Origin of the sequence: Microcella indica (assembly GCF_013414345.1) — a bacterium.
In the GTDB taxonomy this organism is placed as follows: Bacteria; Actinomycetota; Actinomycetes; order Actinomycetales; family Microbacteriaceae; genus Microcella; species Microcella indica.
Map to the genome: position 1 here is coordinate 2139982 of NZ_CP058670.1, position 24579 is coordinate 2164560.

The window sequence follows — 24579 nt, forward strand, 5'->3', positions numbered from 1 at the left end:
AAGGGATGCCCGACATGCGTGTAGCCGTAGTGAGCGAGAGCTTCCTGCCGACCGTGAACGGGGTCACGACCTCCGTCGCCCGCGTGCTCGAGCACCTGCAGCGCCGTGGCCACGAGGCCCTCGTCATCGCCCCCGCCGCCGGGTCCCCCAGCGAGTACGCCGGCGCACCCGTGCACGAGGTGCCCGCCGTGCTGTACCGCCGCTTCCCCGTCGGCATCCCCACCCCGCTCGTGCACCGCACCCTCGCCGACTTCGCCCCCGACGTCGTGCACGCCGCCTCCCCCTTCCTCCTCGGCGCCCACGCCATCGGGGAGGCCTCGCGCCTGGGCATCCCGAGCGTCGCCGTCTTCCAGACCGACGTCGCCGGCTACGCGCGCCGCAACCGGCTCGGCGCCGCCGAGGGCTTCGCCTGGCGCGTCGTCAACCTCGTGCACGACAAGGCCGACCTCACCCTCGCCCCCTCGAGCGCGGCCATGAGCGACCTCGCGGCAGCCGGCGTGCAGCGCCTCGCGCGGTGGGGTCGCGGCGTCGACCTCGACGGCTATCACCCGCGCACGCGGCTCGAGCCCGAGGTCGCGCAGCTGCGGCGCTCGTGGGCGCCCGGCGGCGAGACCATCGTCGGCTACGTCGGGCGACTCGCACCCGAGAAGCAGGTCGAAGCGTTCTCGGCACTGCGCGGGGTGCCGGGCATCCGGATCGTCATCGTCGGCGGCGGCCCCTCGGATTCGAGCGTGCGCCGGGCGCTCTCCCGCATGCCCGTCACCTTCACCGGGCCGCTGCATGGTAGTGAGCTCGCGCGCGCCTACGCCGCCTTCGACGTCTTCGCGCACACAGGCACCGAGGAGACGTTCGGCCAGACCATTCAAGAGGCGCAGGCGAGCGGCACCCCCGTGATCGCGCCTCGCTCCGGAGGGCCTATCGACCTCATCGAGCACGGCGTGAGCGGCCTGCTCACCGACCCGGACGACCCCCGGACCCTCGCCCGCGCGGTGACCGCCCTGACCGCCGACCCCGGCCGCCGCGCGCGTCTCGGCGAGGCGGGGCGCCGATCGGTGCTCGGGCGCACGTGGGAGTCGCTCGGCGACCAGCTGCTGTCGCACTACGAGAGCGTCGGCGCGCGCCGCCCGGTGCTGACACGGGCACTCAGAAAAGTCGACGTAGACTGACCCTTATCGGCGGCCACCAGTCGAGAAAACGGAGTCCGAAGGACCCCGCGAGCACGTTCTGACGCGGAGCGCGCTCGTCGTCACCGTTCCCCAAGGAGGGTTTCTCGTGCCAGCGAAGGCAATGCCCGCAACAGAAGGGGCTGGCGCAGCAGGCAGCTCATCGGCGACCATGACCGTTCCCGCACCGCGACCGTCGGTGATCCCCGGCGGTACGCTCTACCGCGGCAACGAGGGCATGTGGTCGTGGGTGCTGCACCGCATCACGGGTGTCGCCATCTACTTCTTCCTGCTCGTCCACATCCTCGACACCGCGCTCGTGCGCGTGAGCCCCGAAGCCTACAACGCCGTCATCGGCGCCTACAAGACGCCGATCATGGGCGTCGGCGAGCTCGCGCTGGTCGGTGCGATCGTGTTCCACGCCTTCAACGGGCTGCGCATCATCCTGGTCGACTTCTGGGGGGTCGGCACGCGGCACCAGAAGGCGATGTTCTACATCGTCCTCGGCCTGTGGCTCGTGGTCATGATCGCGTTCACCCCCCGCCAGCTCATCAACGTGTTCGGAGGCTGATCATGACGACCCCTGACCTGGCGAACACTGGCGCGAGCACCATCGACGCCCCCCGCAGCCCCTACGCGCGGACGAAGCGCGGCATCAACCTTGAGAAGTGGGGCTGGATCTACATGCGCGTCTCGGGCGTCATGCTCGTAGTGCTCATCTTCGGCCACCTCTTCGTGAACCTCGTTCTCGGAACAGGCGTCAGTCAGATCGACTTCGCTTTCGTCGCCGGCAAGCTCAGCGACCCGTTCTGGATCGTCTGGGACACGCTCCTGCTGTGGCTCGCGCTGCTGCACGGCGCCAACGGCATACGCACGATCATCAACGATTACGTCTCGACACCGCGCGTGCGCGGCATCCTCATCGGGGCACTGGGAGCCTCCACGGCCGTGCTGCTCATCCTCGGCACGCTCGTCATCTACACCTTCGACCCCTGCCCAGCAGGTGCCGATCCCGCCCTCGTCGCATCCTTCTGTGGAGACCTTTCGTGAGCCCTGAGTTCGTCGCCCCCGCCGCCTCGACCACCGTCCACCAGCACCAGTTCGATGTTGTCATCGTCGGCGCCGGAGGCGCGGGCATGCGCGCCGCCATCGAGGCCGGACCGAACGCCAAGACCGCGGTGATCTCAAAGCTGTACCCGACGCGGTCCCACACCGGGGCCGCGCAGGGCGGCATGGCCGCGGCTCTCGCGAACGTCGAGGAGGACAGCTGGGAGTGGCACACCTTCGACACGGTCAAGGGCGGCGACTACCTCGTCGACCAGGACGCGGCGGAGATCCTCGCGAAAGAGGCCATCGACGCGGTCTTCGAGCTCGAGAACATGGGTCTGCCGTTCAACCGCACGCCGGAGGGCAAGATCGACCAGCGTCGCTTCGGCGGGCACACGCGCGATCACGGCAAAGCGCCCGTGCGCCGCGCGTGCTACGCGGCCGACCGTACTGGCCACATGATCCTGCAGACGCTGTTCCAGAACTGCGTCAAGCTCGGCATCGAGTTCTACAACGAATTCTACGTGCTCGACCTCATCATGAGCGAGGGCCGGGCGGCAGGCGTGGTCGCCTATGAGCTCGCGACCGGTGATCTGCACGTCTTCCATGCCAAGAGCGTCGTGTTCGCCACCGGCGGCTTCGGCAAGATCTACAAGACGACCTCCAACGCGCACACGCTCACGGGCGACGGCGTGGGCATCATCTGGCGCAAGGGCATCCCGCTCGAGGACATGGAGTTCTTCCAGTTCCATCCGACCGGGCTCGCCGGCCTGGGCATCCTCCTCACCGAGGGCGCCCGCGGCGAGGGCGCGATCCTGCGCAACGCTTCCGGCGAGCGGTTCATGGAGCGCTACGCCCCCACCATCAAAGACCTCGCACCGCGCGACATCATCGCGCGGTGCATGGTGCAGGAGGTCGCCGAGGGTCGAGGCGCGGGGCCCAACAACGACTACGTGCTGCTCGACTGCACGCACCTCGGCGCCGACGTGCTCGAGACGAAGTTGCCCGATATCACCGAGTTCGCCCGCACGTACCTCGGCGTCGACCCCGTGCACGAGCCCGTGCCGGTCATGCCGACAGCGCACTACGCGATGGGCGGGATCCCGACGAACATCAGGGCTGAGGTGCTCGCCGACAACAACACCGTCGTCCCCGGCCTCTACGCCGCCGGTGAGTGCGCGTGCGTGTCGGTGCATGGCTCCAACCGCCTCGGTACGAACTCGCTGCTCGACATCAACGTGTTCGGCAAGCGCGCCGGCACCAACGCGGTCGAGTACGCGGGCCAGGCCGACTTCGCGCCCCTCCCCGAGGACCCAGCGAAGGAGGTGCGCGAGCTCGTGGAGCGCATCCGCAACGCCGACGGCCCGGAGCGCATCGCAACGTTGCGCCGCGAGCTGCAAGAGGAAATGGACCGCAACGCCCAGGTGTTCCGCACCGACGAATCGCTGAGCGAGGTAACCCGGACGATCGCGCAGCTGCGCGACAAGTACCAGAACATCGGCATCCACGACCGGGGCAAGCGGTTCAACACCGACTTGCTCGAGGCGATCGAACTCGGGTTCCTGCTCGACCTCGCCGAGGTCGTGGTCTACTCGGCGCGCAACCGCAAAGAGAGCCGCGGCGGCCACATGCGCGAGGACTTCCCCGACCGGGACGATGTCGAGTACATGAAGCACACCATGGCGTACCTCACGGGCGATCCCCGCTCGGGCGTCGCTGAGGACCACATCAGACTGGATTGGAAGCCCGTCACGATCACGCACTACCAGCCCATGGAGAGGAAGTACTGATGGCGACCGCCGCCCCCGAAGCTCCCGCAGCGGACTCTGCCGCCGTGCAGGCCTTCACCGTCACGCTCATCGTGCGCCGGTTCAACCCGGAGCAGGACACCGAGCCGTACTGGCAGGACTTCGACGTCGAGATGTATTCGACCGACCGCGTGCTCGACGCCCTCCACAAGATCAAGTGGGATCAGGACGGCACGCTCGCCTTCCGGCGCTCGTGCGCCCATGGCATCTGCGGCTCCGACGCCATGCGCATCAACGGCCGCAACCGTCTCGCGTGCAAGACCCTCATCAAAGATCTCGACATCACGAAGCCGATCTACGTCGAGGCGATCAAGGGCCTTCCGCTCGAGAAGGACCTCATCGTCGACATGGAGCCTTTCTTCGAGTCGTACCGCCAGGTGCAGCCGTTCCTCGTCGCGGGCTCCAAGCCCGAGAAGGAGCGCCTGCAGTCGATCGAGGAGCGCGCGCGCTTCGACGACACGACCAAGTGCATCCTGTGCGCGGCGTGCACCTCGTCGTGCCCGGTGTTCTGGACCGACGGGCAGTACTTCGGGCCCGCCGCGATCGTGAACGCCCACCGCTTCATCTTCGACAGCCGCGACGAGGCCGCGCAGGTGCGCCTCGACATCCTCAACGACAAGGAGGGCGTCTGGCGCTGCCGCACGACCTTCAACTGCACCGAGGCCTGCCCGCGCGGCATCGAGGTCACGAAGGCCATCGCCGAGGTCAAGCAGGCGATCCTCAAGGGCACCCCGTAGAGTTCGCCGATGCCGCGGAACCCCACGCCTCCCGAACGTGAGAACGAGGATCCCCCGTCGGTGAAGGATCGCGCGATGGGTCTCGTGACGACCGTCCTGCAGTCCCGGCCGGTGCGCGTCGTTCAGCACTACACCGCGAAGCGCGGCCCCATCCTCGGCTCCGGGCTCGCCTTCCAGGCGATCTTCGCCGTCTTCGCGGCACTGTGGATCGGCTTCGCCGTCGCGGGTCTCGTGATCGCGACGAACATCGGCCTGCGCGACTCGCTCATCGATGTGCTCGCCCAGACGGTGCCGGGACTCATCACGACCGACGGCGAGGACGGCATCGTCGACCCCGCGGATCTGCTCGCAGCGAGCGTGGACGCCTTCAGCTGGCAGGGCGCGATCGCGGCCGTGGTCCTGCTCCTCGCGGCACTCAACTGGCTCGCCTCGGCGCGAGAGGCCGTGCGCTCGATCTTCGATCTGCCGCTCCTGGACCAGAATGTGCTGCTGCTCAAGGTGAAGGACCTGGGTCTCGCGGTCGCCTTCGGCGCCCTGCTGGTGCTCTCGGCGGTGCTCTCCGTCGTGAGCACGCTGGCTCTCGATGCGGTGCTCGAGTGGATCGGCATCCGCGACTCGACGACGAGCACCGTCGTCGGCCGCATCATCACCCTCGGCGTCATGTTCCTGCTCGACGCGGTCGTGCTCGCCGCGCTGTACCGGGTGCTCGCGGGCGTGCGTATCCCGCTGCGCAGGCTGCGGCAGGGTGCCCTGATCGGCGCCGTCGCCCTGGGCGGCCTCAAGGTGCTGGGTAACAGCCTGCTGGGCGGCGCGAGCAACAACCCGCTCATCGCGAGCTTCGCGGTCTTCATCGGTCTTCTCATCTGGTTCAACCTGGTGTGCCAGGTCGTGCTCGCGGCGGCCGCGTGGGTCGCGGTCGGCATCAAGGACGACCGCATCGTGCTCGACGAGGACTACCTGCAGACCCGCCTGAACCAGGCGCGCGAGCTGCTCGAGTACTACGACCCGCAGCCGGAGGACCCGCCGGGCTTCTGGCAGCGCGTGAAGGGCCGCTTCTCACGCTCGTGAGGGCCCGTCGGCCGGTCTCGCACGTCTGGTGTGCTTCGTAGACTGGAGGCATGACTTCACCGGTGCGCATCGCGAGCGTCAACGTCAACGGAGTGCGCGCCGCGTACCGCAAGGGCATGGGCGACTGGCTGGATGCCCGGGGCGTCGACATCCTCGCTCTCCAAGAGGTTCGTGCCTCGACCGACGACGTCACCGGCCTCCTGGGCGACGACTGGTTCGTGCTGCACGACGCCGCCACGGCGAAGGGCCGCGCGGGCGTCGCGCTCGCCGCCCGCCGCGAGTTCGGCGCCCACCGCGTAGCGCTCGGCGACGACGACTTCGACAGTGCCGGGCGCTGGCTCGAGGCCGACCTCGACGTGGGCGGCACGACCCTCACGGTCGTGTCGACCTACGTGCACTCGGGCGAGGTCGACACCCCCAAGCAGATCGAGAAGTACCGCTTCCTCGACGCCATGGAGGCTCGACTGCCCGAGCTCGCCGCGCACAGCCGGTACGCACTCGTCGTCGGCGACCTCAACGTCGGCCACCGCGAGTTCGACATCAGGAACTGGCGCGGCAACCGCAAGAATGCGGGCTTCCTGCCGCGCGAGCGCGCCTACTTCGACCGCTTCTTCGGGCCGGAAGGCTCGACCGTGGAAGGCGTCGACGGCTCGACCGGCCCCGGGCTCGGCTGGGTCGACGTCGGCCGCCGCTGGGCGGGCGAGGTCGACGGGCCGTACACCTGGTGGTCGCAGCGCGGCCAGGCCTTCGACAACGACACCGGGTGGCGGATCGACTACCACGTCGCGACACCGGCGCTCGCGGAGACCGTGCAGTCGTACGCCGTCGACCGTGCCGCCTCGTGGGACACGCGGTGGAGCGACCACGCGCCCGTGGTGGTGGACTACGCGCTTCCGTGAAGTACTGCTCGAGCATCCCTGGAAGAATGAGGGCATGAGCCTCCCCCGCCTGTTCTCGGGCATGCAGCCCTCCGCCGCTAGCCTGCACCTCGGCAACTACGCGGGAGCCCTGCTGCAGTGGCGCGACCTGCAGGCGACCCACGATGCGATCTTCTGCGTCGTCGACCTGCACGCCATCACCGTGCCGCAAGACCCCGCCGAGCTGCGCGAGCGCACGCGCCGCACGGCCGCCCAGTACATTGCCGCGGGCATCGACCCCGAGCACTCGACCCTGTTCGTGCAGTCGCACGTGCGCGCACACGCCGAGCTGGCCTGGGTGCTCAACACCATCACGGGGTACGGCGAGGCCTCGCGCATGACGCAATTCAAAGACAAGTCGGCGAAGGGCGGCGCCGATGCCTCGTCGGTCGGCCTGTTCACCTATCCGATTTTGCAGGCGGCCGACGTGCTGCTCTACGACACCGACGTCGTGCCCGTGGGCGAAGACCAGCGGCAGCACATCGAGCTCACGCGCGATCTGGCTGGGCGCTTCAATGCACGGTTCGGCGAGACGCTGCGGGTGCCCCAGGTGCGCATTCTGAAGGAGACCGCGAAGATCTACGACCTGCAGAACCCGGGGGCAAAGATGTCGAAGTCGGGTGAGAGCCCGGCCGGAATCCTGTGGCTTCTCGACGACGACAAAGCCCTCACCAAGAAGATCAAGTCGGCCGTCACCGACTCGGAAGGGATCGTGCGGTTCGACCCGGCGTCCAAACCGGGGGTGTCAAACCTGCTATCGATCCTCGCGATCGTCTCGGGGCGTTCGGTCGCGTCCGTCGAGGGTGACTTCGACGGGCTGCAGTACGGCGCGCTGAAGGGTGCCGTCGCCGACGCCGTGGTCGCCGCGTTCGCACCGATCCGCGAACGCACGCTCGAGCTGCTCGACGACCCTGCCGAGCTTGACCGCCTGCTCGCCGTCAATGCCGCGCGCGCCGAGAGCGTCGCCGACGCGACCCTGCGCCGCGTGTACGACGCGGTCGGCTTCCTACCGCGCGCGTGATGGTGCCGACCACGCTCACACTGCAGACCTCGCGGTTCGTGCTGAGTGCCCCACGTGACTCCGACGTCGACGCGATCCACGCCGCGTGCCAGGACCCCGAGCTGCAGCAGTACACGACGGTTCCGCTGCCGTACACGGTCGACGAGGCGCGAAAGTTCGCGACCAAGTACGCGCCCCAGGCCTGGCGCGACGGCACCGAGTACGTGTTCGGCATCCGGCCAGATGACACATCCCCGCTCATTGGGGTCATCTCGTGGCAACGCGAACGGGGCTTCGTCGGTTACTGGCTCGACTCTCGTCATCGGGGCACCGGGATCATGACGGAGGCGCTACGCAGTCTCAGTGAGTGGATCCTGAGCCAGGACGGGGTCGACATCGTGCGGTGGGAGGCCCACGCGGGCAACGTCCGGTCGGCCATCGTGGCGCAGCGGGCCGGGTTTCGCTGGTCGGGTGAGCGACCCTGCGTCGTCACCGACTGGGAAGGGCAGCACCCGTGGGGATGGCATGCCACTCTGCGGCACGAGCATCTCGGCTCGGTGCAGCCGGCGGCCGACTGGCCGGTGCTCACGTGAGCACGACTACGGGCACCCGGGTCGTGCTGTTCGACCTGGATGACACGCTCATGGCGCACACGCGCGCTGTCGACCTCGCGATCGCGCGGGCGCAGCTAGTGGCCGGCGGCAACTTCGGTGCCGATGATCCCGCGGTCGTGCAGGCACGCTGGCGCGAGCTCGAAGAGCACCACTACGCGCGCTACCTGAGTGGCGAGCTCGACTATCTGGGGCAGCGCGTGCACCGCGCGCGCGATCTGCATGCCCCGTACGGCATCCACCTCGACGACGAGGCCGCGCTGCAGTGGTTCGCTGAGTACCTGCACGGCTATCGCGACAACTGGACTCTCTTCGACGACGTGCTGCCAGCACTCGACGCGCTCGAGACGGCCATCGACGGGGTGCGGTTCGGCATCATCACCAACGGCGACCTCGCCTTCCAGACCGACAAGCTGGAGCGCATCGCGCTGTGGCAGCGGCTCGGGCTGCACTCCGGCCACGGCCAACTGATCGCCAGCGGAGCCCTCGGCGTCACCAAGCCCGACCCTGCCATCTTCGCGGCCGCGGCCGCCGCCTTCGACGCACCGGCCGCGGCGTGCGCCTACCTGGGCGATCGAGTGCGCACCGATGCGATCGGGGCGCACGAGGCCGGGATGCTCGGCATCTGGCTCGACCGCGGCCGCGATCGCAATGAGACAACCTCTGAGTCGCACGTCGACCGGCCGGCGGGCGTGCCGCGCATCCGGAGCCTGCGCGAGCTGCCCGCCCTGCTCGCCCCCTGACCGCGCCTCATCTGCCACCCCACCGTCCCAACTCCCCGCGCACCGCCTGCGCCGCGTGTTCGCAATTCAGTCCAGAGCAGCTCAGCCCCCGGCAGGCGGTCGAGGCAGGCAGCCCTGGCCTGAATTGCGAACACGCGCTCTCCGAAGCGCATACGCGTGGCTCCATCTGTCACGACGCGCGGGACGCGCGCAGCGCCGCGCGCACCGCCTCGACCACCTGTCGCCGAGAGTGCATCGCCTGCTCGTACGACACACGGACAACCCAGCGACGGCGGCGCACGAGCTGCAGGTCACGGCCGTAGTCCCGAGTTACCGCGTCGACGGTCGAGTGCCACGCCGCACTATCGACCTCGACGACAATGCGACCCTCGACGAGGAGATCGACGCGCCCCACCCCCGGGAACAACACCTGCGGAACAACTCTCAGTCCAGCGTCGACGAGGGCGAGACGCACGAGCGACTCCGTCCCGGACTCGGCACGAGCATCGATACGGTCGAAGACTCGTCGCTGTCGCGATGTCACCTGAACAGCAAGCTGCTCGAGGTTCTGCCGCTCGATCACTCCCTGGTGCAGTGCGCTGTCGAGCACAGCGATCGCGATAGCCCTCGGTTGGCAGCGAACGACCTGGATCAGGGCATCCAGCACACCCACGCGCCAGCTCTCACATTGGTCCGACTCGAGGAGCGGGCGCCAATGGCGTCGCAACTCGTGATGCGCCTCACCGACGGCTGTGCGCCCGCTCAACCGGAGCGCCCTCAGGCGGGCGGCGTTGGGCTTCAACCACACGTGCACGAGCCGCCGGTCGGGAGTCCAGATGCCGTACGTCTCCACTGCCGTAACGCACGCGGCCGGACCACCAACATGCAGAGCCGCCACGACTCCGCGCGCGGTGTGCGCGGGTACGTACAGTCCCCTGCGCGGGCGCACGAGAGTGCCCCGGGCAACGGCCGCCGCGAGCTGTCGAGGCGTGAGCCCGTGCGCAAGGAGCTGGCGCCTCGTGAGGCAGATTGTCGCGTGTCTCGAGAACGGGGTGAGCGCATCCATCGTTGCAGTGAAGCGGCAGCCGGCCGCACATTACGCGGCCGCACGACAACTGTGGAGAACGCAAGGTCAGGTCGAACTGGGGCGGGGCATCCGGTTCGTAAATCAGGCCAGGGATGCGCGGCTCACCCATTCAGCGGGGGCCAAGCTGCTCTGGCCTGAGTTGCGAACACGCGCGGCGCCAGAGCGGAGCGGAGCGCGGCGAGCGCGGCGCTCGTGTTCGTAAATCAGGCCAGGGATGCGCGGCTCACCCATTCAGCGGGGGCCAAGCTGCTCTGGCCTGAGTTGCGAACACGCGCGGCGCCAGAGCGGAGCGGAGCGCGGCGAGCGCGGCGCTCGCCTGCCGACGTGCCGGCTACGCCTCGCTGTCGTCGTCGACCCAGTCGAAGGTGCGGGTGACCGCCTTCTTCCACAGGCGCAGGCGGCGCTCGCGCTCCTCCTCGCTCATGCGCGGCTCCCAGCGCGCGTCCTCGCGCCAGAGCGCTCGTAGCTCGTCGCGCGACTCCCAGAAGCCCACGGCGAGCCCGGCAGCGTAGGCGGCGCCCAGTGCGGTCGTCTCGGCCACAGCGGGCCGAACGACGGGGATGCCGAGGATGTCGGCCTGGAACTGCATGAGCAGCTCGTTGGCAGTCATCCCACCATCGACCTTGAGCTCGGCGATCGGAACATCCGTGCCGGCGTCGGCTGCGTCGAGTACCTCGCGCGACTGGAAGGCCGTCGACTCGAGTGCGGCCCGGGCGAGGTGCGCCTTCGTGACGTAGCGGGTGAGGCCCACGATCGCGCCGCGGGCATCGGGCCGCCAGTAGGGCGCGAAGAGCCCGGAGAACGCGGGCACGATGTACGCGCCCCCGTTGTCGTCGACCGAGAGCGCGAGCCTCTCCACCTCGGGCGCCGAGGAGATGAGCCCGAGGTTGTCACGCAGCCACTGCACGAGCGAGCCGGTCACGGCGATCGAGCCTTCGAGCGCGTAGCGCGGAGCCTCGTCGCCGAGACGGTACGCGACGGTTGTGATGAGCCCGTGCTCGCTGCGCACGATCTCCTCCCCCGTGTTCACGATGAGGAAGTTGCCCGTGCCGTAGGTGTTCTTCGACTCACCCGCGTCGAAGGCCACCTGACCGAAAGTGGCCGCCTGCTGATCGCCGAGGATGCCCGCCACGGGCACCTCGCGCAGTAGGGAGTGCGTCGAGGCATGGCCGTAGACCTCGGCCGACGAGCGGATCTCCGGCAGCATCGAGCGCGGCACGCCGAACGCCTCGAGCAGCGTGTCGTCCCAGTCGAGCGTGCGCAGATCCATGAGCAGTGTGCGACTCGCGTTGGTCACATCGGTCGCGTGCACGCCGCCCTCGGTGCCGCCCGTGAGGTTCCAGAGCACCCATGTGTCGGTCGTGCCGAACAGCAGCTCGCCGGCCTCGGCGCGCTCGCGGGCCCCCTCGACGTTCTCCAGGATCCACGCGATCTTGCTCGCGCTGAAGTAGGTGGCGAGCGGCAGGCCCGTCGTCTCGGCGAAGCGCCGCACGTCCCCATCGGCGATGCGGTCGACCAGGTGCTGCGTGCGCGTGTCCTGCCACACGATGGCGTTGTAGATGGGCGTGCCTGTCGCGCGGTCCCACACGACGGCGGTCTCGCGCTGGTTGGTGATGCCGATCGCGGCAACGTCGTGGCGTGTCAGGTTGGCCTTGGAGAGGGCCTGGCCGATCGCCTCGCGCGTGTTGTTCCAGATCTCGGTCGCGTCGTGCTCGACCCAGCCAGCGTGCGGGAAGATCTGCTCGTGCTCGAGCTGGCCGACGGAGACGATCGCTCCATCGTGGTCGATGATGATCGCGCGGGTGCTCGTGGTCCCCTGGTCGATGGCGACGATGTGCTGGCTCACGTTCGGTTCCTTCCTGGGGCGGGCGACGGTGCCTCGATCCCGGTGACTCCGTGCTTCTCACGCAGCAGCTCTGCTGTCTCGGCGATCTCCTCCGCGATGCGTCCAGCATCCCATCCGAGAGGCGCGGCGGCGAGCTCGGCGAGCTCGGCGAGCTCGGGGTGCCCGACCTCGCCGATGAACGCCATCGAGGTGCGCCGCAGCACGATGTCGCTCAACCGCACGACCCGCTCCGACTCGATCAGGTGGAGGATCTCGGTGCGGGAGTAGCCGGGCGCGGTGGCGAGGGGAGCATCACCCTCGGTCTCGATGCTCCGCAGAATCTGCTCAGCACTCGTGCCGTAGCGGTCCAGGAGGGTCTCGACGCGGTCTCGGGGGATGCCCGGGGCGACGCGCTCGCTCCACGCGAGCCGAGCATCCGTCGTCGTGGGGTAGCCGACGGCCCCGCCGATGAGCCGGCCGTCCGTGCTCACGGCACGATCGCGGCCGAGCAGCGCGAGGACGCGGTCGCTCAGCTGCTCGCCGAGCGCGCGGAAGGTCGTCCACTTGCCGCCGATGAGGCTCAGCACGGTGGTCGTGGCGACGCGGCGCGACTCGACCCGGTAGTCGCGCGAGATCTGCCCGGTCGAGTCGGCGTCCTGCCGGGGCAGCGGGCGCACGCCCGAGAAGCGGAACACGATCTGCCGACGATCGACCTCGATCGCGGGGAAGACGTGGCGGATGAGCCCGAAGAAGTAGTCGACCTCCTCCTCGGTGCACACGACGGGGTCGGCCATGTCGTGCGGGAGGTCGGTGGTGCCGACGAGCACGCGCCCCTTGAGGGGGTAGATGAGCACTATGCGGCCGTCGGTGAACTCGAAGAAGATCTCCCGACCCGCGCACGCGGCGAGCAGTTCGGGGTGGTCCAGCACGATGTGCGAGCCCTTCGTGCCACCCATGTAGTCAGAGGCGTCGCCGAGGGCCGCGTTGGTGAGGTCCGTCCACGGCCCCGAGGCGTTGACGACGACCGAGGGATGCACCTCCCAGGTCTCCCCGCCGATGACGTCGTGCAGGCTCACGATGCCGTCGACGTCCATCCCGACGGCCTCGACGTAGTTGAGCGCTCGCGCGTGCCCACCCGCGTCGAGCCCATCGGTGAGCACGTCGAGTGCGAGCCGCTCGGGGTCGTGCATGGAGGCGTCGTAGTAGGTCGCGGTCCACCGCACGTCATCGCGCAGCTCGGGCAGGAGCCGCTTCGACGCTCGCGCGCCGCGGAACTGGTGGCGGGGCACCCGGCCGCCGTCGCGCGAGAACAGGTCGTAGATCGTGAGCCCGGCCTTGATGATGAGCGCGCCACGTTCCCGGCGCTTCTTCGGGCGCAGCCCGAGGAACTTGAGGGGCGCCTGGATGATCGACGAGAACGTCGAGAAGATCGGGATGGTGGTGGGCAGCGGGCGCACGTAGTGGGGCGCGAGGCGCAGGAGCGCGTTGCGCTCGTGCACGGACTCCTTGACCAGCCGGAACTCACCGTTCTCGAGGTACCGGATACCGCCGTGGATCATGTGCGACGAGGCCGCGGATGCTCCCGAGCAGAAGTCGCCGCGGTCGACCAGCAGCACGCTCACGCCGTTGAGCGCGAGATCGCGGAAGGTCGCGATGCCGTTGATGCCAGCACCGATTACGAGGACGTCGACCGCGGAGGCCTTCTCGCGGATGTCGGCGAGCAGTTCGGAACGCGCGGGTGTCGCGGGTGATGCGGTCATCGGATCGGCAGGCCCATCGGTCGAGGAGGTCGGGGGTCGAACCCATCTTGGTCAGTTCGACACATCTACCCAAAGCGACTGCACAGACGTGCAGAAAGTCAGTCGACCGTGAGCTCCCGCCGAACCGACTCCGACGCACGCCCCTCCCGCTCGACCACTCGACTCGCCAGACTCTCGTCGAGCACGAGATCGGTGATGAGCCCCGCCGCGAGCGCACCGCGCAGGCTCGCGAGCTTCTGCACGCCAGAGACGACACAGACACGACGGGCGACCTTGCGCAAGCGATCAAGACTGGGGCCCGATGCACGACTGTTCAGAGCGATGTCGCTCGACGTGCCGTCGGGGCGGTAGAAGACCGTGGCCACGTCACCCACAGCACCATCCTCGCTGAGACTGCGGTAGTCCTCGGCATCGAGATAGCCGCCGATGTAGACCTGGCTCGGAATCTCGGCGAACGGAGAGCCGAGGCCGAACAGCGCGAGATCGAGTCGAGCCTGGATGTCGAGGAGGCGCTTGGTGCTGCGCTCGCGCCACAGCCCCTCCTTCGTGCGCGGATCATCGAAGAATGCGGGGACGGGGAACTGCTGAATCTGCGCGGAGTACGCGAAGCTGAAGCGCTGCAGGATCTCGCTCGCGTAGTCGATACCCGTCGTCTGGGTGTTGCCGGCACCGTTGAGCTGCACCACGACAGTGTTGTGCACCGGCTTGGCGACGAGATGCCTGCTGATCGCCCCGACCGTCGACCCCCACGCGACGCCGATGACCATGTTCGAGTCGACGAATCCCCCCAGAATCCTGCCCGCCGTCATGGCGACGCGCTCCAGACGATCAACGTCGCTGATCGACTCGGGCATGGGGACGACGTGGGCGGTCACACCGAACCGCTCATGGATCGCCTCCTCCAAGGCAGAGCCTCGATCGAACGGCGAGGTGATGCGAATGTCGACGAGCCCGGTCTCCCGCGCGAAGCTCAGCAGTCTCGACACCGACGAGCGCGAGGTGCGCAGCTCCGTGGCGATGGCCCCCATGGTGAGGTCCTGCAAGTAGTACATCTTCGCCGCCTTGAGCGCAGTCGCCGCCTTGAGCGCCTCCGGACCAGTGTGGGGCATCGCGACCGAACCTCCTGAACGAACGTGCACGTGCGATGGTCGAACATGCAGGTGGTCACTCTACGTCAGGGGCCATCGCCCGTCCCAGCCCATCGCACGTTTGTGCAGATTCGTTCCACAGTGCGTCTCACGCGGCGGCGCCGACTTAGTGTTCCTGTGCAGACGTGCTTCCTCAGCGTCTGTCCACCCCGGTCACGGCGCTCCCGCAGCGCATTGCCCCGTAAGGCGCGTGACAGTTCACAACAAAGGAGTTTGAACTCGACATGAGACAAGCACTCTTCAAGCGCAACGGCTTCTGGCTCGTCCTCGCGCTCATCTTCGCCCTGATCTCCGGCATCGGCGCCTCACTCGTCCAGACCTCGGGCGGCAACGTCAAGGTCGACGACCTGAAGTGGGAGACCGCCTCCGGCCGCACCCTCAACGCCCTTCTGTTCACGCCGGCGAACGCCACCGCTGAGAACCCGGCGCCCGGCATCGTCGTCAGCCACGGGTGGTGGAACAACCGCGAGATGCAGACGCCCAACTACGTCGAGCTCGCGCGCCGCGGCTACGTCGTCATGTCGATCGACATGTACGGCCACGGCAACTCCGACCCGCTCCCCGCGGACGAGCTCGCCGTCGGCGGCACCGGCATGTACGACGCGGTGCTGCTCATGGCCGACCTGCCCTACGTCGACCGTGACGCCATCGGCGTGAGTGGTCACTCCAACGGCGCCCGCGCCGCGAACTTCTCGGTGCCGATCGACGACGCCTCAGGCGACCCGCTGATCTCCTCGATCCTGCTGGTCGACAACGACCCGCTGTACGTGGACGGCGACGGCCTCTACACGAATGTCTACGGCTCGCGCGACGTCGGCCTGATCCAGGCGCAGTACGACGAGTTCTTCTTCCGCAGCTACGACGCCGACGGCAACCAGCTGACCGCGCCGCGGGACTACCTCGGCACGCCCAACGCGCAGTCGTTCCTCAACTTCGGGGCGGACCCCGCTGACCTCACCGAGGAGCGCGAGGGCAGCACGATCTACACCGAGAACGTCGACGGCACCGAAGCGGTGCGCGTGATCTACTCCCTCGCCCAGACGCACCCGTGGAGCACCACCTCGAGCACCGCGGTCGGGCACCTCGTCGACTACTTCGAGGAGACCCTCCCGGCGCCGACGCCGCTCGACGCGGGCAACCAGCTCTGGCAGCTCAAGGAGTTCTTCACGGCCCTCGGCCTCGTCGGCTTCGGCATCATGCTCGTCGCGATCCCGCGTGCGCTTCTGACGACGTCGGCCTTCCGCCGGCTCGCCGTCGCGCCGAACGAGATCGCGCCGCTCGCCGGGCGCATCCCGAAGATCTGGTTCTGGGCGGGACTCGTCGTCTCGGTCGTGATCTCCGCGTGGAGCTACGTGCTCGTCAGCCAGAACCCGGTCATCGGTGGCATCACGTTCAACGTCGTACCCTCGTTCATCCCCACGGGCTCCGTGTTCTTCATCGGAGCGTGGGCGGCGATCAACGGGCTCGCGGCCGCGATCATCATGATCGGCGCCTACGTCGCCTTCGGGCGGAAGTCCGGCATGAGCTTGCGCGGCTCGGGAGTGCTGCCCGGCTGGAAGAACTTCTTCCACGGCATCGGTCTGGCCCTCACCACCGTGTTCCTCATGTACGCGGTCGTGTTCCTGGTCGACTACCTCTTCAAGACTGACTTCCGACTCTGGGTGATCGGCGTGAAGTGGTTCACCCCCGACAAGTTCGGCTACGCCCTGGTGGTGCTGCCGCTGTTCCTGATCTACTTCGTGGCGAACTCGATCGCGATCAACGCGTTCAACCGCGTCACGATCGCGGGACGCGAGTGGGTCAACACGGCGATCCTCGCCCTGGCGAACTCGCTCGGCCCGATCATCCTCGTCGTCGCGCAGTACACGACGTTCGCGATCACGGGCAACCTGATCCCGGGCTTCGGGGGCATCTTCAGCATCTGGCTGTTCCCGGTGATCCTGATCCTCGCGGTGACGGCGATCGTGTCGCGCAAGCTGTACCGCGCGACCGGCAACCCGTACATCGCCGGGTTCTTGAACGCCACGGTCGTGGTGCTCATCTCGGTGTCGAACACGCTGGTCATCACCTACTAGCGCCAGCACACCCGATGGCCCCCGCGCAGCACTGCGCGGGGGCCATCGCCGTGCCGGCACTTCCCAGCCCACGTGCGGGAATACTCCAGCACGAGCGATGTTGACTACCCTGAAGACAAGAACGTGTTCCGGGGTCGGTGAAAGTCCGAGCCGGCGGTGAGAGTCCGCGACCCGCGAGCGACGAGCAGTCGCGAACGGTTGAACCGGTGGAATTCCGGTACCGACGGTGAGAGTCCGGAGGGGAGGAACACGCGAGCGGCAGCCTGCCGACGCGACCCCGGAAACTCCTGAACGCGGAAACTCCGCAGACACAGAGGAACCGGGAAGACCAGCGGATGACCAGCACAGACGCACCGCACGACGACGCGGCATTCGACGCGCGCGTCGAGGCCGCCATGCGTCACGCGCTGAATCTCGCACAGCACGGCCCGATCACGGGCGGGAACCCCCAAGTCGGCTGCGTGCTACTGGATGCGCACGGCGAGATCGTCGCGGAGGGTTGGCATCGCGGCGCCGGTACCGCCCACGCCGAAGTGGATGCTCTCGCCCAGCTCGACGACGCTCGCGATCTGACCGCCCAGGGGCTGGCCTCGTCCGACCCTCGCGCCGCGGGCCTCACCGCCGTCGTGACGCTCGAGCCCTGCAACCACACCGGCCGCACGGGCCCGTGCGCCCAGGCCCTCATCGACGCGGGCATTGCGCGGGTCGTGTACGCGATCGACGACCCCGACGCGCGAGCGGGCGGCGGCGCAGAGCGCCTCCGTGCAGCGGGCATCCCGGTCATCGGCGGCGTGCTCGCGGAGGAGGCGACCGACCTGCTCACCCCGTGGCTCACGAGCGTGCGGCTGGGCCGCCCGTGGGTCACCGTCAAGTGGGCGTCGACCCTCGACGGTCGCACTGCCGCGGCCGACGGCTCGAGCCAGTGGATCACCGGCACCGCGTCGCGCCAGCGCGTGCATGATCAGCGCGCCGCCCACGACGCGATCGCCGTCGGCACAGGCACCGTCCTCGCCGACGACCCCTCCCTCACGGCTCGCGGTGACGGCGGCGAGCTGCTGCCTCACCAGCCCCTCCCCGTCGTCTTCGGAGAGACACCCGTACCCGCCACCGCGCGACTGCGCGAACACCCGGCGGGCCTCATCGAGGTGGGCCATCGTGACCTGGAGTCGGCACTGCGTGATCTCGCCGAGCGCGGCGTGCGCCGCCTCTACGTCGAGGGCGGCCCGACCCTCGCGAGCGCGTTCCTGCGCGCCGGGCTCGTCGACGAGGTGCTCGTGTACCTGGCCCCCCTGCTGCTCGGCGGGCCGCGGCTCGCCCTCGACGACCTGGGCATCGGCACGATCGCGGAGGGACTGCGGCTGAGCATCCGCTCCGTCGAGTCCCTGGGCACCGACCTGCTCGTGACCGCCCGCCCCGTCCCCGCGCCCGGCCCTCATGCCGCCGACCGCTCGACCCTCGAGGAGAGGTAGCACCATGTTCACCGGACTGATCGAAGAGCTCGGCGAGATCGTCGCCTTCGCCCCCCACGGCGACGCCGCACGGCTGACCGTGCGCGGACCCCTCGCGACGAGCGACGCGACCCATGGCGACTCCATCAGCGTGATGGGAGTGTGCCTCACCGTCGTCGAGCAGGGCGCCGACTGGTTCACGGCCGACGTCATGGGCCAGACCCTCGCGATGTCGACGATCGGCTCCTGGACGGCGGGGGCCGCCGTGAACCTCGAGCGCGCCGCCGCTGTCGGCGACCGCCTCGGCGGTCACATCGTGCAAGGGCACATCGACGGTACGACGACCGTGCTCGAGGTGCGCGAGGCAGGCCAGTGGCGCGTCGTGCGCTTCTCCCTCGACGCCGCGCACGCGCCGCTCGTCGTCGACAAGGGCTCGATCGCCGTCGACGGCGTGAGCCTCACGGTCAGCGCCGTCGGCGACGACTGGTTCGAGGTATCGCTCATCCCGGAGACGCTGAGCGCCACCACCCTTGGCAGCCTCGTGGTCGGCGACGCGGCGAACCTCGAGACGGACATCCTCGCCCGGCACATCGCTCGCCTCGCCCACTTCTGGGCCGGCGCGCACGACAGAGAAGGCATCTCATGAGCATCGGCACCATTCCTGAGGCGCTGGACGCACTGCGGCAGGGCCGGCCCGTGCTCGTCGCGGATGACGAGAACCGCGAGAACGAGGGCGACGTCATCATCTCCGCCGAGCTCGCGACCGCCGAGTGGGTGGCGTGGTCCATCCGCCACACGAGCGGATTCCTGTGCGCGCCGATGACGGCCGAGATCGCCGACTCCCTCGCCCTGCCCCTCATGGTGCCGGACAGGGAGAGCGAGGACCCGCGCCACACCGCCTACACCGTCACCGTCGACGCCGCCGAGGGCCTCACCACGGGCATCAGCGCCAACGACCGCGCCCGCACCCTGCGCGTGCTCGCCGACGCCGCCTCCACCCCCGCGAGCCTGCACCGCCCCGGCCACATCGTGCCCCTGCGGGCCCGACCCGGCGGGGTGCGCGAGCGCGCCGGGCACACCGAGGCCGCCGTGGACCTCATGGTGCTCGCCGGCCTGCGCCCGGTCGCCGCGATCGGGGAGGTCATCGCCGACACCGGCGACATGATGCGCCTGCCCGAGCTGATCCGCTTCGGCGAGGAGGAGGGGCTCGTGGTCATCACGATCGTCGACCTCATCGCGTTCCTGAACTCCGGCGAGACCTATGTGCCGGCCTCGGCCGAGCCGCGCAGCACGCGCCCCAGCAGCGTCTCCTTCGAGGTCGAGACGACCGTTCCCACCAGCCACGGGCCGTTCTCCATGCGCGCCTACCGGGACCGCAAGACCGGTGCAGACCACGTCGCCATCATCAGCGGGATGCCCCGCGACGACATGATCGTGCGCGTCCACTCCGAGTGCCTCACCGGGGAGGCCTTCGGCTCTCTCAAGTGCGAGTGCGGCCCCCAGCTCGACGCCGCCCTCGACACCATTCAGCGCGAGGGCGGCGCGGTGCTCTACCTGCGCGGCCACGAGGGCCGCGGCATCGGCCTCATCAACAAGCTCCGCGCCTACCGCCTCCAGGAGGAGGGCTACGACACCCTCGACGCCAACCTCGCCCTCGGCCTGCCCGCCGACTCCCGCGACTACGAAGCCGCCGGCGACATCCTCCACGACCTCGGCGTGCACCGCGTGCGCCTGCTCTCCAACAACCCCGAGAAGCAGCGCCAACTCGTGCAGTACGGCATCGAGGTGAGCGAGCTCGTGCCGCTCCTCGTCGGTGTGGGGGTCGACAACGAGGGCTACCTCGGCGCGAAGCGCGACCGCATGGGGCACCGACTGCCTGAGACCATCACGAGCGCACCCATGCTCTCCACCCTGGAAGGAACCACCCCATGAGCGGCGCAGGAGCCCCCACCCTCACCACCGACGGCACCGGCCTCACGATCGCGATCATCGCCGGGCAATGGCACGCCGAGATCTCCGACGGCCTGCGCGCTGGAGCCCGCCGTGCCCTCGAGGCCGCGGGCGCCACCGTCGTCGAGTACGCCGTCCCCGGCTCGTTCGAGCTTCCCGTGGTGAGCAAGGCCGTGCTCGAGGCGGGTGCGGATGCGGTGGTCGCCCTCGGCGTCATCATCCGCGGCGGCACGCCGCACTTCGAGTACGTGAGCGCCGCCGCGACCGACGGCCTGACCCGCGTCGCGCTCGACACCGGCAAGCCCGTCGGCTTCGGCGTGCTCACCCTCGACGACGAGCAGCAGGGCCTCGACCGCGCCGGTCTGCCCGGCTCGAAGGAGGACAAGGGCGCCGAAGCCGCCGACGCCGCCATCGCGGCCGTGCACGCGCTGCGCGCCGCGCGTCGCCTCGGCGCCTAGCGCTGAAAGGCGAGGGCTCGGGCGGTTAGCAGCTCACCCAGCGCGCAGCGGCCCGCGTGAAGCTGTACGGCTCGTTCGGCACACCACCGTGCGTCATCGCGAACAGAATGCACGTACCCGCCATGCTGCCGGTGTTGCCCGGCTTGTACAGCGACGCCCGGTGACCACTGGAAGCCCACCACTTATCCGCGACCGTCGCACCCGTGTTGCCCGACCCACCAGCAAGGTTCCCATCGCAGCCCACACTGGGCACACCATCACTGCGCTGCGACCCGATGTGACCCCACGCACTCATCGGATCCGTACTGGGATCCTCCGCCATCCAGAACAGACGCTGCTCCATGCACGAGTCGTACCGAATGTTGCCAAACGGCACCGGCGGCAGACAGTTCGCCACCCGGATCTGGTTGTACCGCGTCGCGAACGACGCCAGATCCTCGCTCGTGGTGCCGGCGACACCCAGCTCCGAGGTCGCACTCGGCGCACCCGCGGTGCTGCCGGAGATCGGAGCGGGGCACGCGGGGGTGGCGAGCTCGGTCGGCAGGGGCGCGGGAAGCGCGCGGTAGACCACATCGGATTCCTCGGTGACCGTGCGGTTCGCCGGGGCCGGCGCGCTCGCGGCGGACGTCGCCCCGCCGGAGGACGTGCGCTCCGGCTCGGGCGCAGGCGCAGCGCCCGCGCCATCGGTCGCGTCCTCGTGAGGCTCGTCCTTCGCGACATCCTCCGTCGACGGTGCAGCAGCCGGCTCATCCGTGGCATCAGCATCCATCACGGTCGGCGACGGAGTGGGGGTCGGCACGGAGGCGGGTTCCACGGCCTCGATGAGGCTCGCGCTTGGCGCGCCACCGGGCTCCATCGACGGCACGGCCGTGACAGCCGCCGGGATCGCGGGAATCGCGACGATGATGACCGCCGCGATGGCGGCCCCCGAAAATAGTGAACGCAACACGCTGTGCTCCCCCCGAAGCTTGGTCCTGCCGGCAGCCCCCCGGCTGCTGATGCCACGCTATGCCCGCGGCCGCCCGCGCACCAAGTGCGGGCAGTCGAAAAACGACCGGATCACCCGCGAACTGGGGTAACGGCCGAGGACTGGCGACCCCCGGTCGGGGGTACTGACTGTTCGGAGAGGCCTCGGAGTCGGATTGCCCGCCCCAGGGGCGACCGCGGTGCGCGGCGTCTCAGCGCAGGAAGAGCGCGCGCAGACGCCGCGTCGCCACGACGATGCCGACCGCGATCATGACGCCGAAGTAGCCGAGATGCACCCACAGCATGGGCGAGAGTGCGCCCGTCGTGACACCGCGGATGAGCTCCACGCCGTGCCACAGCGGCAGCGCCTGGATCACCCACTGGATCGCCTCCGGGTACACCGAGATCGGGTAGAACGTCGCCGAGAAGAGGAACATCGGCAGCATGATGAAGGTGACCCACTCGACCTGCTGGAAGGTCGTGAAGTAGCTCGTGATGGCCATGCCGACGCTCGCGAAGCCGAAGGCGATGACGAGCACGGCAGGCAGAGCCAGAAGCGCCGTCCACGCGAGGTTCAGGCCCAGCATCTGCATGACGACCATGAAGCCGACCGCGTACATGGCCCCCCGCAGCAGGGCGAGCAGGATCTCGCCGAGCGCGACGTCGAGCGGCCCCAGCGAGGTGGTGAGCATGCCCTGGTAGAGCTTCGCGTAGTTGAGCTTGAAGAAGACGTTCCACGTCGAGTCGTAGACGGCGCCGTTCATCGCCGACACGGCGAGCAGGGCTGGAGCGATGTAGGCGGCGTACGACACCTCAGCACCCGCCGACGTCTGCACGGTGCCGACGAGCGCGCCGAAGCCGATGCCGAGCGAGAGCAGGTAGAAGACCGGCTCGAAGAACCCGCTGAAGACGACGAGGTAGTTGGTGCTGCGGGTCGCGAGAAGACCACGATGGATGACCGCCCGCGTGTTGCCCGCGTACAGCGCGCCGCGCTGCGCGCGCACGGCCGTCATCGGTTCAACCGCCGCTCGAAATGCCGCCGCGTCGCCCACAGGCCCACGACGATGATGCCGCTCAGGTAGCCCACGTGCGTCACGGTGAGCCACAGCGGCTCCTCGAGCCCATAGGTGGCGACCCGACCGAGCTCGGCACCGTGCCACAGCGGCGAGATCCACCCGATCGGCTGCAGGTAGACCGGCAGCTGCTCGAGCGGGAAGAACGTGCCGGAGAAGAGGAAGAGCGGCATGATGCCGAACCGCTGGATCATCGCCATCTGCCCGCGATCATCCTTGATGGTCGAGGTGTAGCTCGAGAGCACCAGCCCGATCGCCATGCCCGTGAGCACGGCAGAGCCGATCGCGAGCACACCCCAGGCGGACGGTACGGCGCCGAAGGCGAGGATGACGCCGAAGTAGATCGTGACGGTCACGATCATGCGCGCCAGGATCGCGAGCATGATGCCGTTGACGATCTGCCCACCAGTGATCGGGGCAGCGTTCATGCCGAAGAAGGTGGGGTTCCACTTGAACCCCATGAGCACGGGGTACGTCGTCTCGTTGGCCGCGATCGTCATGGCCGCCGTCGCCATGAGCGCGGGGGCGACGAACTCGAGGTAGCTCACCCCCGCGACGCCCTGCGGCACGAGGCTCGCGAGCCCCACCCCGAGGGCGAACAGGTAGATGAGCGGGTTGCCGAAGCTCTGGAAGACCGCCTCGCCGACGTAGCCCTTCATGGCGAGAAGCCGGTGCTCGGCGACGTACCAGCTGCCCCAGCGGCGCGGCGCGACGCCCGCGGCGAGCGCGCGCCGGGCATCCGCTCGATCGGCGACGCTCGCCGTGTCTGCAGTGGTCATTCGATGAGACTCCGGCCGGTGAGGCGCAGGAAGACGTCTTCGAGGCTCGAGCGGCGCACGAGCGAGGTGATGGGATGCAGGCCCCGCTCGGTGAGCGCGACGAGGTCAGCCTCGCCGTTCGCGCTGTAGATGAGCAGGCGGTCGGGCAGCACCTCGATGCGCTCCCCGAGGCCGACGATCTGCTCGGCGACCTGCGCGTTGCGGTCGCTGCCGAAGCGCACCTCGAGCACCTCGCGGCTCGAGTGGTCGCGAATCAGCTGAGCGGGCGAGCCCTCGGCCATGATGCGGCCCTTGTCGACGACCACGAGCCGGTCGCACAGCTGCTCGGCCTCGTCCATGTAGTGCGTCGTGAGCACGAGCGTCGTGCCCTGCTCCTTGAGACGGAAGAGGCGGTCCCACAGGATGTGCCGTGCCTGCGGGTCGAGGCCCGTCGTGGGCTCGTCGAGCAGCAGGATGCGCGGCTCGTTGATGAGCGCGCGCGCGATCGTGAGGCGGCGCTTCATGCCGCCCGAGAGGTCGTCGACCTTCGCCTTGGCCCGGTCGGCGAGCTGGGCGAACTCGAGCAGAGCGTCGGCGCGCTCGGCGACGAGTGCCCGCGGCAGCCCGAAGTACCGACCGTAGACGAGCAGGTTGTCGCGCACGCGCAGATCCATGTCGAGGTTGTCCTGCTGCGGCACGACGCCGAGCTGCGAGCGGATGTCGGGCCCGTGATGCTCGGGGTCGAGTCCCAGGATCGTTAGGTCGCCGCTCGTACGCGTCGACACCGCACCCACCATGCGCATCGTCGTCGACTTGCCGGCGCCGTTCGGCCCGAGCAGCCCGAACGCCTCCCCCGGCGCGACCTCGAAATCGATGCTGTCGACGGCGGCGACACCACCATAGGTCTTGGTGAGGGCGGTCGCGGAGATGACGGACTCTGGCACGAGATCAGAGCCTA

23 protein-coding genes, 1 pseudogene and 1 riboswitch are annotated in these 24579 nt (G+C 69.0%); of the genes and pseudogenes, 15 read left to right on the forward strand and 9 right to left on the reverse strand.

Features of this window, described 5'->3' with window-relative positions; all coding sequences use genetic code 11:
- The first annotated feature begins 14 nt into the window (after positions 1-14).
- From HUJ41_RS10390 to HUJ41_RS10435, 10 genes are all read left to right on the forward strand, one after another.
- Positions 15-1166: a glycosyltransferase family 4 protein gene (locus tag HUJ41_RS10390; RefSeq protein ID WP_218925611.1), complete on the forward strand. Its 1152-nt coding sequence runs from the start codon at positions 15-17 to the stop codon at positions 1164-1166.
- Between the two features lie 169 nt (positions 1167-1335).
- On the forward strand, positions 1336-1734 hold the full coding sequence (gene sdhC / locus HUJ41_RS10395; RefSeq protein ID WP_179872491.1) for a succinate dehydrogenase, cytochrome b556 subunit: 399 nt from the start codon (positions 1336-1338) through the stop codon (positions 1732-1734).
- A 2-nt stretch (positions 1735-1736) separates the two neighbouring features.
- Entirely contained in the window at positions 1737-2213 is a 477-nt protein-coding gene (locus HUJ41_RS10400) for a succinate dehydrogenase hydrophobic membrane anchor subunit (protein ID WP_179872492.1), read from the forward strand.
- On the forward strand, positions 2210-4000 hold the full coding sequence (sdhA, locus tag HUJ41_RS10405; RefSeq protein WP_179872493.1) for a succinate dehydrogenase flavoprotein subunit: 1791 nt from the start codon (positions 2210-2212) through the stop codon (positions 3998-4000). Before HUJ41_RS10400 ends, sdhA begins: the two co-directional genes overlap by 4 nt.
- Positions 4000-4755 (forward strand): succinate dehydrogenase iron-sulfur subunit, encoded by a 756-nt coding sequence (locus HUJ41_RS10410; protein ID WP_179872494.1) that lies wholly within the window; start codon positions 4000-4002, stop codon positions 4753-4755. The genes sdhA and HUJ41_RS10410 overlap by 1 nt, the downstream gene beginning before the upstream one ends.
- A gap of 75 nt (positions 4756-4830) precedes the next feature.
- Entirely contained in the window at positions 4831-5823 is a 993-nt protein-coding gene (locus HUJ41_RS10415; protein WP_179872495.1) for a YihY/virulence factor BrkB family protein, read from the forward strand.
- A 50-nt stretch (positions 5824-5873) separates the two neighbouring features.
- Positions 5874-6722, forward strand: a complete 849-nt coding sequence (locus HUJ41_RS10420; RefSeq protein WP_179872496.1) for an exodeoxyribonuclease III — start codon at positions 5874-5876, stop codon at positions 6720-6722.
- 34 nt (positions 6723-6756) lie between these two features.
- Positions 6757-7761 (forward strand): tryptophan--tRNA ligase, encoded by a 1005-nt coding sequence (trpS, locus tag HUJ41_RS10425; protein WP_179872497.1) that lies wholly within the window; start codon positions 6757-6759, stop codon positions 7759-7761.
- Positions 7761-8333, forward strand: coding sequence for a GNAT family N-acetyltransferase (locus tag HUJ41_RS10430; protein ID WP_179872498.1), 573 nt, complete (start codon positions 7761-7763; stop codon positions 8331-8333). Before trpS ends, HUJ41_RS10430 begins: the two co-directional genes overlap by 1 nt.
- Positions 8330-9094 carry an HAD family hydrolase gene (locus HUJ41_RS10435; protein ID WP_224744457.1) on the forward strand — a complete coding sequence of 255 codons (765 nt, stop codon included), beginning with the start codon at positions 8330-8332 and terminating at the stop codon, positions 9092-9094. The genes HUJ41_RS10430 and HUJ41_RS10435 overlap by 4 nt, the downstream gene beginning before the upstream one ends.
- Positions 9095-9263: 169 nt before the next feature.
- On the opposite strand, the gene HUJ41_RS10440 is transcribed toward HUJ41_RS10435, so the two are convergent.
- From HUJ41_RS10440 to HUJ41_RS10455, 5 genes and pseudogenes are all read right to left on the reverse strand, one after another.
- Positions 9264-9926, reverse strand: a complete 663-nt coding sequence (locus tag HUJ41_RS10440; RefSeq protein ID WP_246299217.1) for a hypothetical protein — start codon at positions 9924-9926, stop codon at positions 9264-9266.
- A 78-nt stretch (positions 9927-10004) separates the two neighbouring features.
- Positions 10005-10139, reverse strand: a pseudogene (locus tag HUJ41_RS12950) (type IV toxin-antitoxin system AbiEi family antitoxin domain-containing protein); the annotation flags it as partial.
- Between the two features lie 352 nt (positions 10140-10491).
- On the reverse strand, positions 10492-12006 hold the full coding sequence (gene glpK, locus HUJ41_RS10445) for a glycerol kinase GlpK (protein ID WP_179872501.1): 1515 nt from the start codon (positions 12004-12006) through the stop codon (positions 10492-10494).
- Positions 12003-13745 (reverse strand): glycerol-3-phosphate dehydrogenase/oxidase, encoded by a 1743-nt coding sequence (locus HUJ41_RS10450; RefSeq protein ID WP_179872502.1) that lies wholly within the window; start codon positions 13743-13745, stop codon positions 12003-12005. The genes glpK and HUJ41_RS10450 overlap by 4 nt, the downstream gene beginning before the upstream one ends.
- 98 nt (positions 13746-13843) lie before the next feature.
- Positions 13844-14854, reverse strand: a complete 1011-nt coding sequence (locus HUJ41_RS10455) for a sugar-binding transcriptional regulator (protein WP_179872503.1) — start codon at positions 14852-14854, stop codon at positions 13844-13846.
- A 263-nt stretch (positions 14855-15117) separates the two neighbouring features.
- Here HUJ41_RS10455 and HUJ41_RS10460 point away from each other — a divergent pair, with 263 nt between their 5' ends.
- From HUJ41_RS10460 to ribH, 5 genes are all read left to right on the forward strand, one after another.
- A complete protein-coding gene (locus HUJ41_RS10460; protein WP_246299218.1) occupies positions 15118-16968 on the forward strand; it encodes a dienelactone hydrolase family protein in 1851 nt (616 codons plus the stop codon).
- A gap of 120 nt (positions 16969-17088) precedes the next feature.
- Positions 17089-17222, forward strand: a riboswitch (FMN riboswitch).
- Positions 17223-17303: 81 nt separating this feature from the next.
- On the forward strand, positions 17304-18437 hold the full coding sequence (gene ribD / locus HUJ41_RS10465; protein ID WP_179872504.1) for a bifunctional diaminohydroxyphosphoribosylaminopyrimidine deaminase/5-amino-6-(5-phosphoribosylamino)uracil reductase RibD: 1134 nt from the start codon (positions 17304-17306) through the stop codon (positions 18435-18437).
- 4 nt (positions 18438-18441) lie between these two features.
- Positions 18442-19062: a riboflavin synthase gene (locus HUJ41_RS10470; RefSeq protein ID WP_179872505.1), complete on the forward strand. Its 621-nt coding sequence runs from the start codon at positions 18442-18444 to the stop codon at positions 19060-19062.
- Entirely contained in the window at positions 19059-20348 is a 1290-nt protein-coding gene (ribB, locus tag HUJ41_RS10475) for a 3,4-dihydroxy-2-butanone-4-phosphate synthase (RefSeq protein ID WP_179872506.1), read from the forward strand. Before HUJ41_RS10470 ends, ribB begins: the two co-directional genes overlap by 4 nt.
- A complete protein-coding gene (gene ribH / locus HUJ41_RS10480) occupies positions 20345-20824 on the forward strand; it encodes a 6,7-dimethyl-8-ribityllumazine synthase (RefSeq protein WP_179872507.1) in 480 nt (159 codons plus the stop codon). Before ribB ends, ribH begins: the two co-directional genes overlap by 4 nt.
- A 25-nt stretch (positions 20825-20849) precedes the next feature.
- On the opposite strand, the gene HUJ41_RS10485 is transcribed toward ribH, so the two are convergent.
- From HUJ41_RS10485 to HUJ41_RS10500, 4 genes are all read right to left on the reverse strand, one after another.
- Complete coding sequence (locus HUJ41_RS10485; protein WP_179872508.1) at positions 20850-21773, reverse strand: hypothetical protein; 924 nt, start codon at positions 21771-21773, stop codon at positions 20850-20852.
- 229 nt (positions 21774-22002) lie between these two features.
- Entirely contained in the window at positions 22003-22803 is an 801-nt protein-coding gene (locus HUJ41_RS10490; RefSeq protein ID WP_179872509.1) for an ABC transporter permease, read from the reverse strand.
- Positions 22800-23642: an ABC transporter permease gene (locus HUJ41_RS10495; RefSeq protein WP_179872510.1), complete on the reverse strand. Its 843-nt coding sequence runs from the start codon at positions 23640-23642 to the stop codon at positions 22800-22802. The genes HUJ41_RS10490 and HUJ41_RS10495 overlap by 4 nt, the downstream gene beginning before the upstream one ends.
- Complete coding sequence (locus tag HUJ41_RS10500; protein ID WP_224744459.1) at positions 23639-24565, reverse strand: ABC transporter ATP-binding protein; 927 nt, start codon at positions 24563-24565, stop codon at positions 23639-23641. Before HUJ41_RS10500 ends, HUJ41_RS10495 begins: the two co-directional genes overlap by 4 nt.
- Positions 24566-24579 lie beyond the last annotated feature (14 nt).

Excerpts from the sequence above, each read along its gene's own strand:
- HUJ41_RS10390 (WP_218925611.1), top strand. The coding sequence starts at position 15 with ATGCGTGTAGCCGTAGTGAGCGAGAGCTTCCTGCCGACCGTGAACGGG.
- sdhC (WP_179872491.1), top strand. The coding sequence starts at position 1,336 with ATGACCGTTCCCGCACCGCGACCGTCGGTGATCCCCGGCGGTACGCTC.
- HUJ41_RS10400 (WP_179872492.1), top strand. The coding sequence starts at position 1,737 with ATGACGACCCCTGACCTGGCGAACACTGGCGCGAGCACCATCGACGCC.
- HUJ41_RS10410 (WP_179872494.1), top strand. The coding sequence starts at position 4,000 with ATGGCGACCGCCGCCCCCGAAGCTCCCGCAGCGGACTCTGCCGCCGTG.
- HUJ41_RS10415 (WP_179872495.1), top strand. The coding sequence starts at position 4,831 with ATGGGTCTCGTGACGACCGTCCTGCAGTCCCGGCCGGTGCGCGTCGTT.
- HUJ41_RS10420 (WP_179872496.1), top strand. The coding sequence starts at position 5,874 with ATGACTTCACCGGTGCGCATCGCGAGCGTCAACGTCAACGGAGTGCGC.
- trpS (WP_179872497.1), top strand. The coding sequence starts at position 6,757 with ATGAGCCTCCCCCGCCTGTTCTCGGGCATGCAGCCCTCCGCCGCTAGC.
- HUJ41_RS10430 (WP_179872498.1), top strand. The coding sequence starts at position 7,761 with ATGGTGCCGACCACGCTCACACTGCAGACCTCGCGGTTCGTGCTGAGT.
- HUJ41_RS10450 (WP_179872502.1), bottom strand. The coding sequence starts at position 13,745 with ATGACCGCATCACCCGCGACACCCGCGCGTTCCGAACTGCTCGCCGAC.
- HUJ41_RS10455 (WP_179872503.1), bottom strand. The coding sequence starts at position 14,854 with ATGCCCCACACTGGTCCGGAGGCGCTCAAGGCGGCGACTGCGCTCAAG.
- HUJ41_RS10460 (WP_246299218.1), top strand. The coding sequence starts at position 15,118 with ATGAGACAAGCACTCTTCAAGCGCAACGGCTTCTGGCTCGTCCTCGCG.
- ribD (WP_179872504.1), top strand. The coding sequence starts at position 17,304 with ATGACCAGCACAGACGCACCGCACGACGACGCGGCATTCGACGCGCGC.
- HUJ41_RS10470 (WP_179872505.1), top strand. The coding sequence starts at position 18,442 with ATGTTCACCGGACTGATCGAAGAGCTCGGCGAGATCGTCGCCTTCGCC.
- ribB (WP_179872506.1), top strand. The coding sequence starts at position 19,059 with ATGAGCATCGGCACCATTCCTGAGGCGCTGGACGCACTGCGGCAGGGC.
- ribH (WP_179872507.1), top strand. The coding sequence starts at position 20,345 with ATGAGCGGCGCAGGAGCCCCCACCCTCACCACCGACGGCACCGGCCTC.
- HUJ41_RS10490 (WP_179872509.1), bottom strand. The coding sequence starts at position 22,803 with ATGACGGCCGTGCGCGCGCAGCGCGGCGCGCTGTACGCGGGCAACACG.
- HUJ41_RS10495 (WP_179872510.1), bottom strand. The coding sequence starts at position 23,642 with ATGACCACTGCAGACACGGCGAGCGTCGCCGATCGAGCGGATGCCCGG.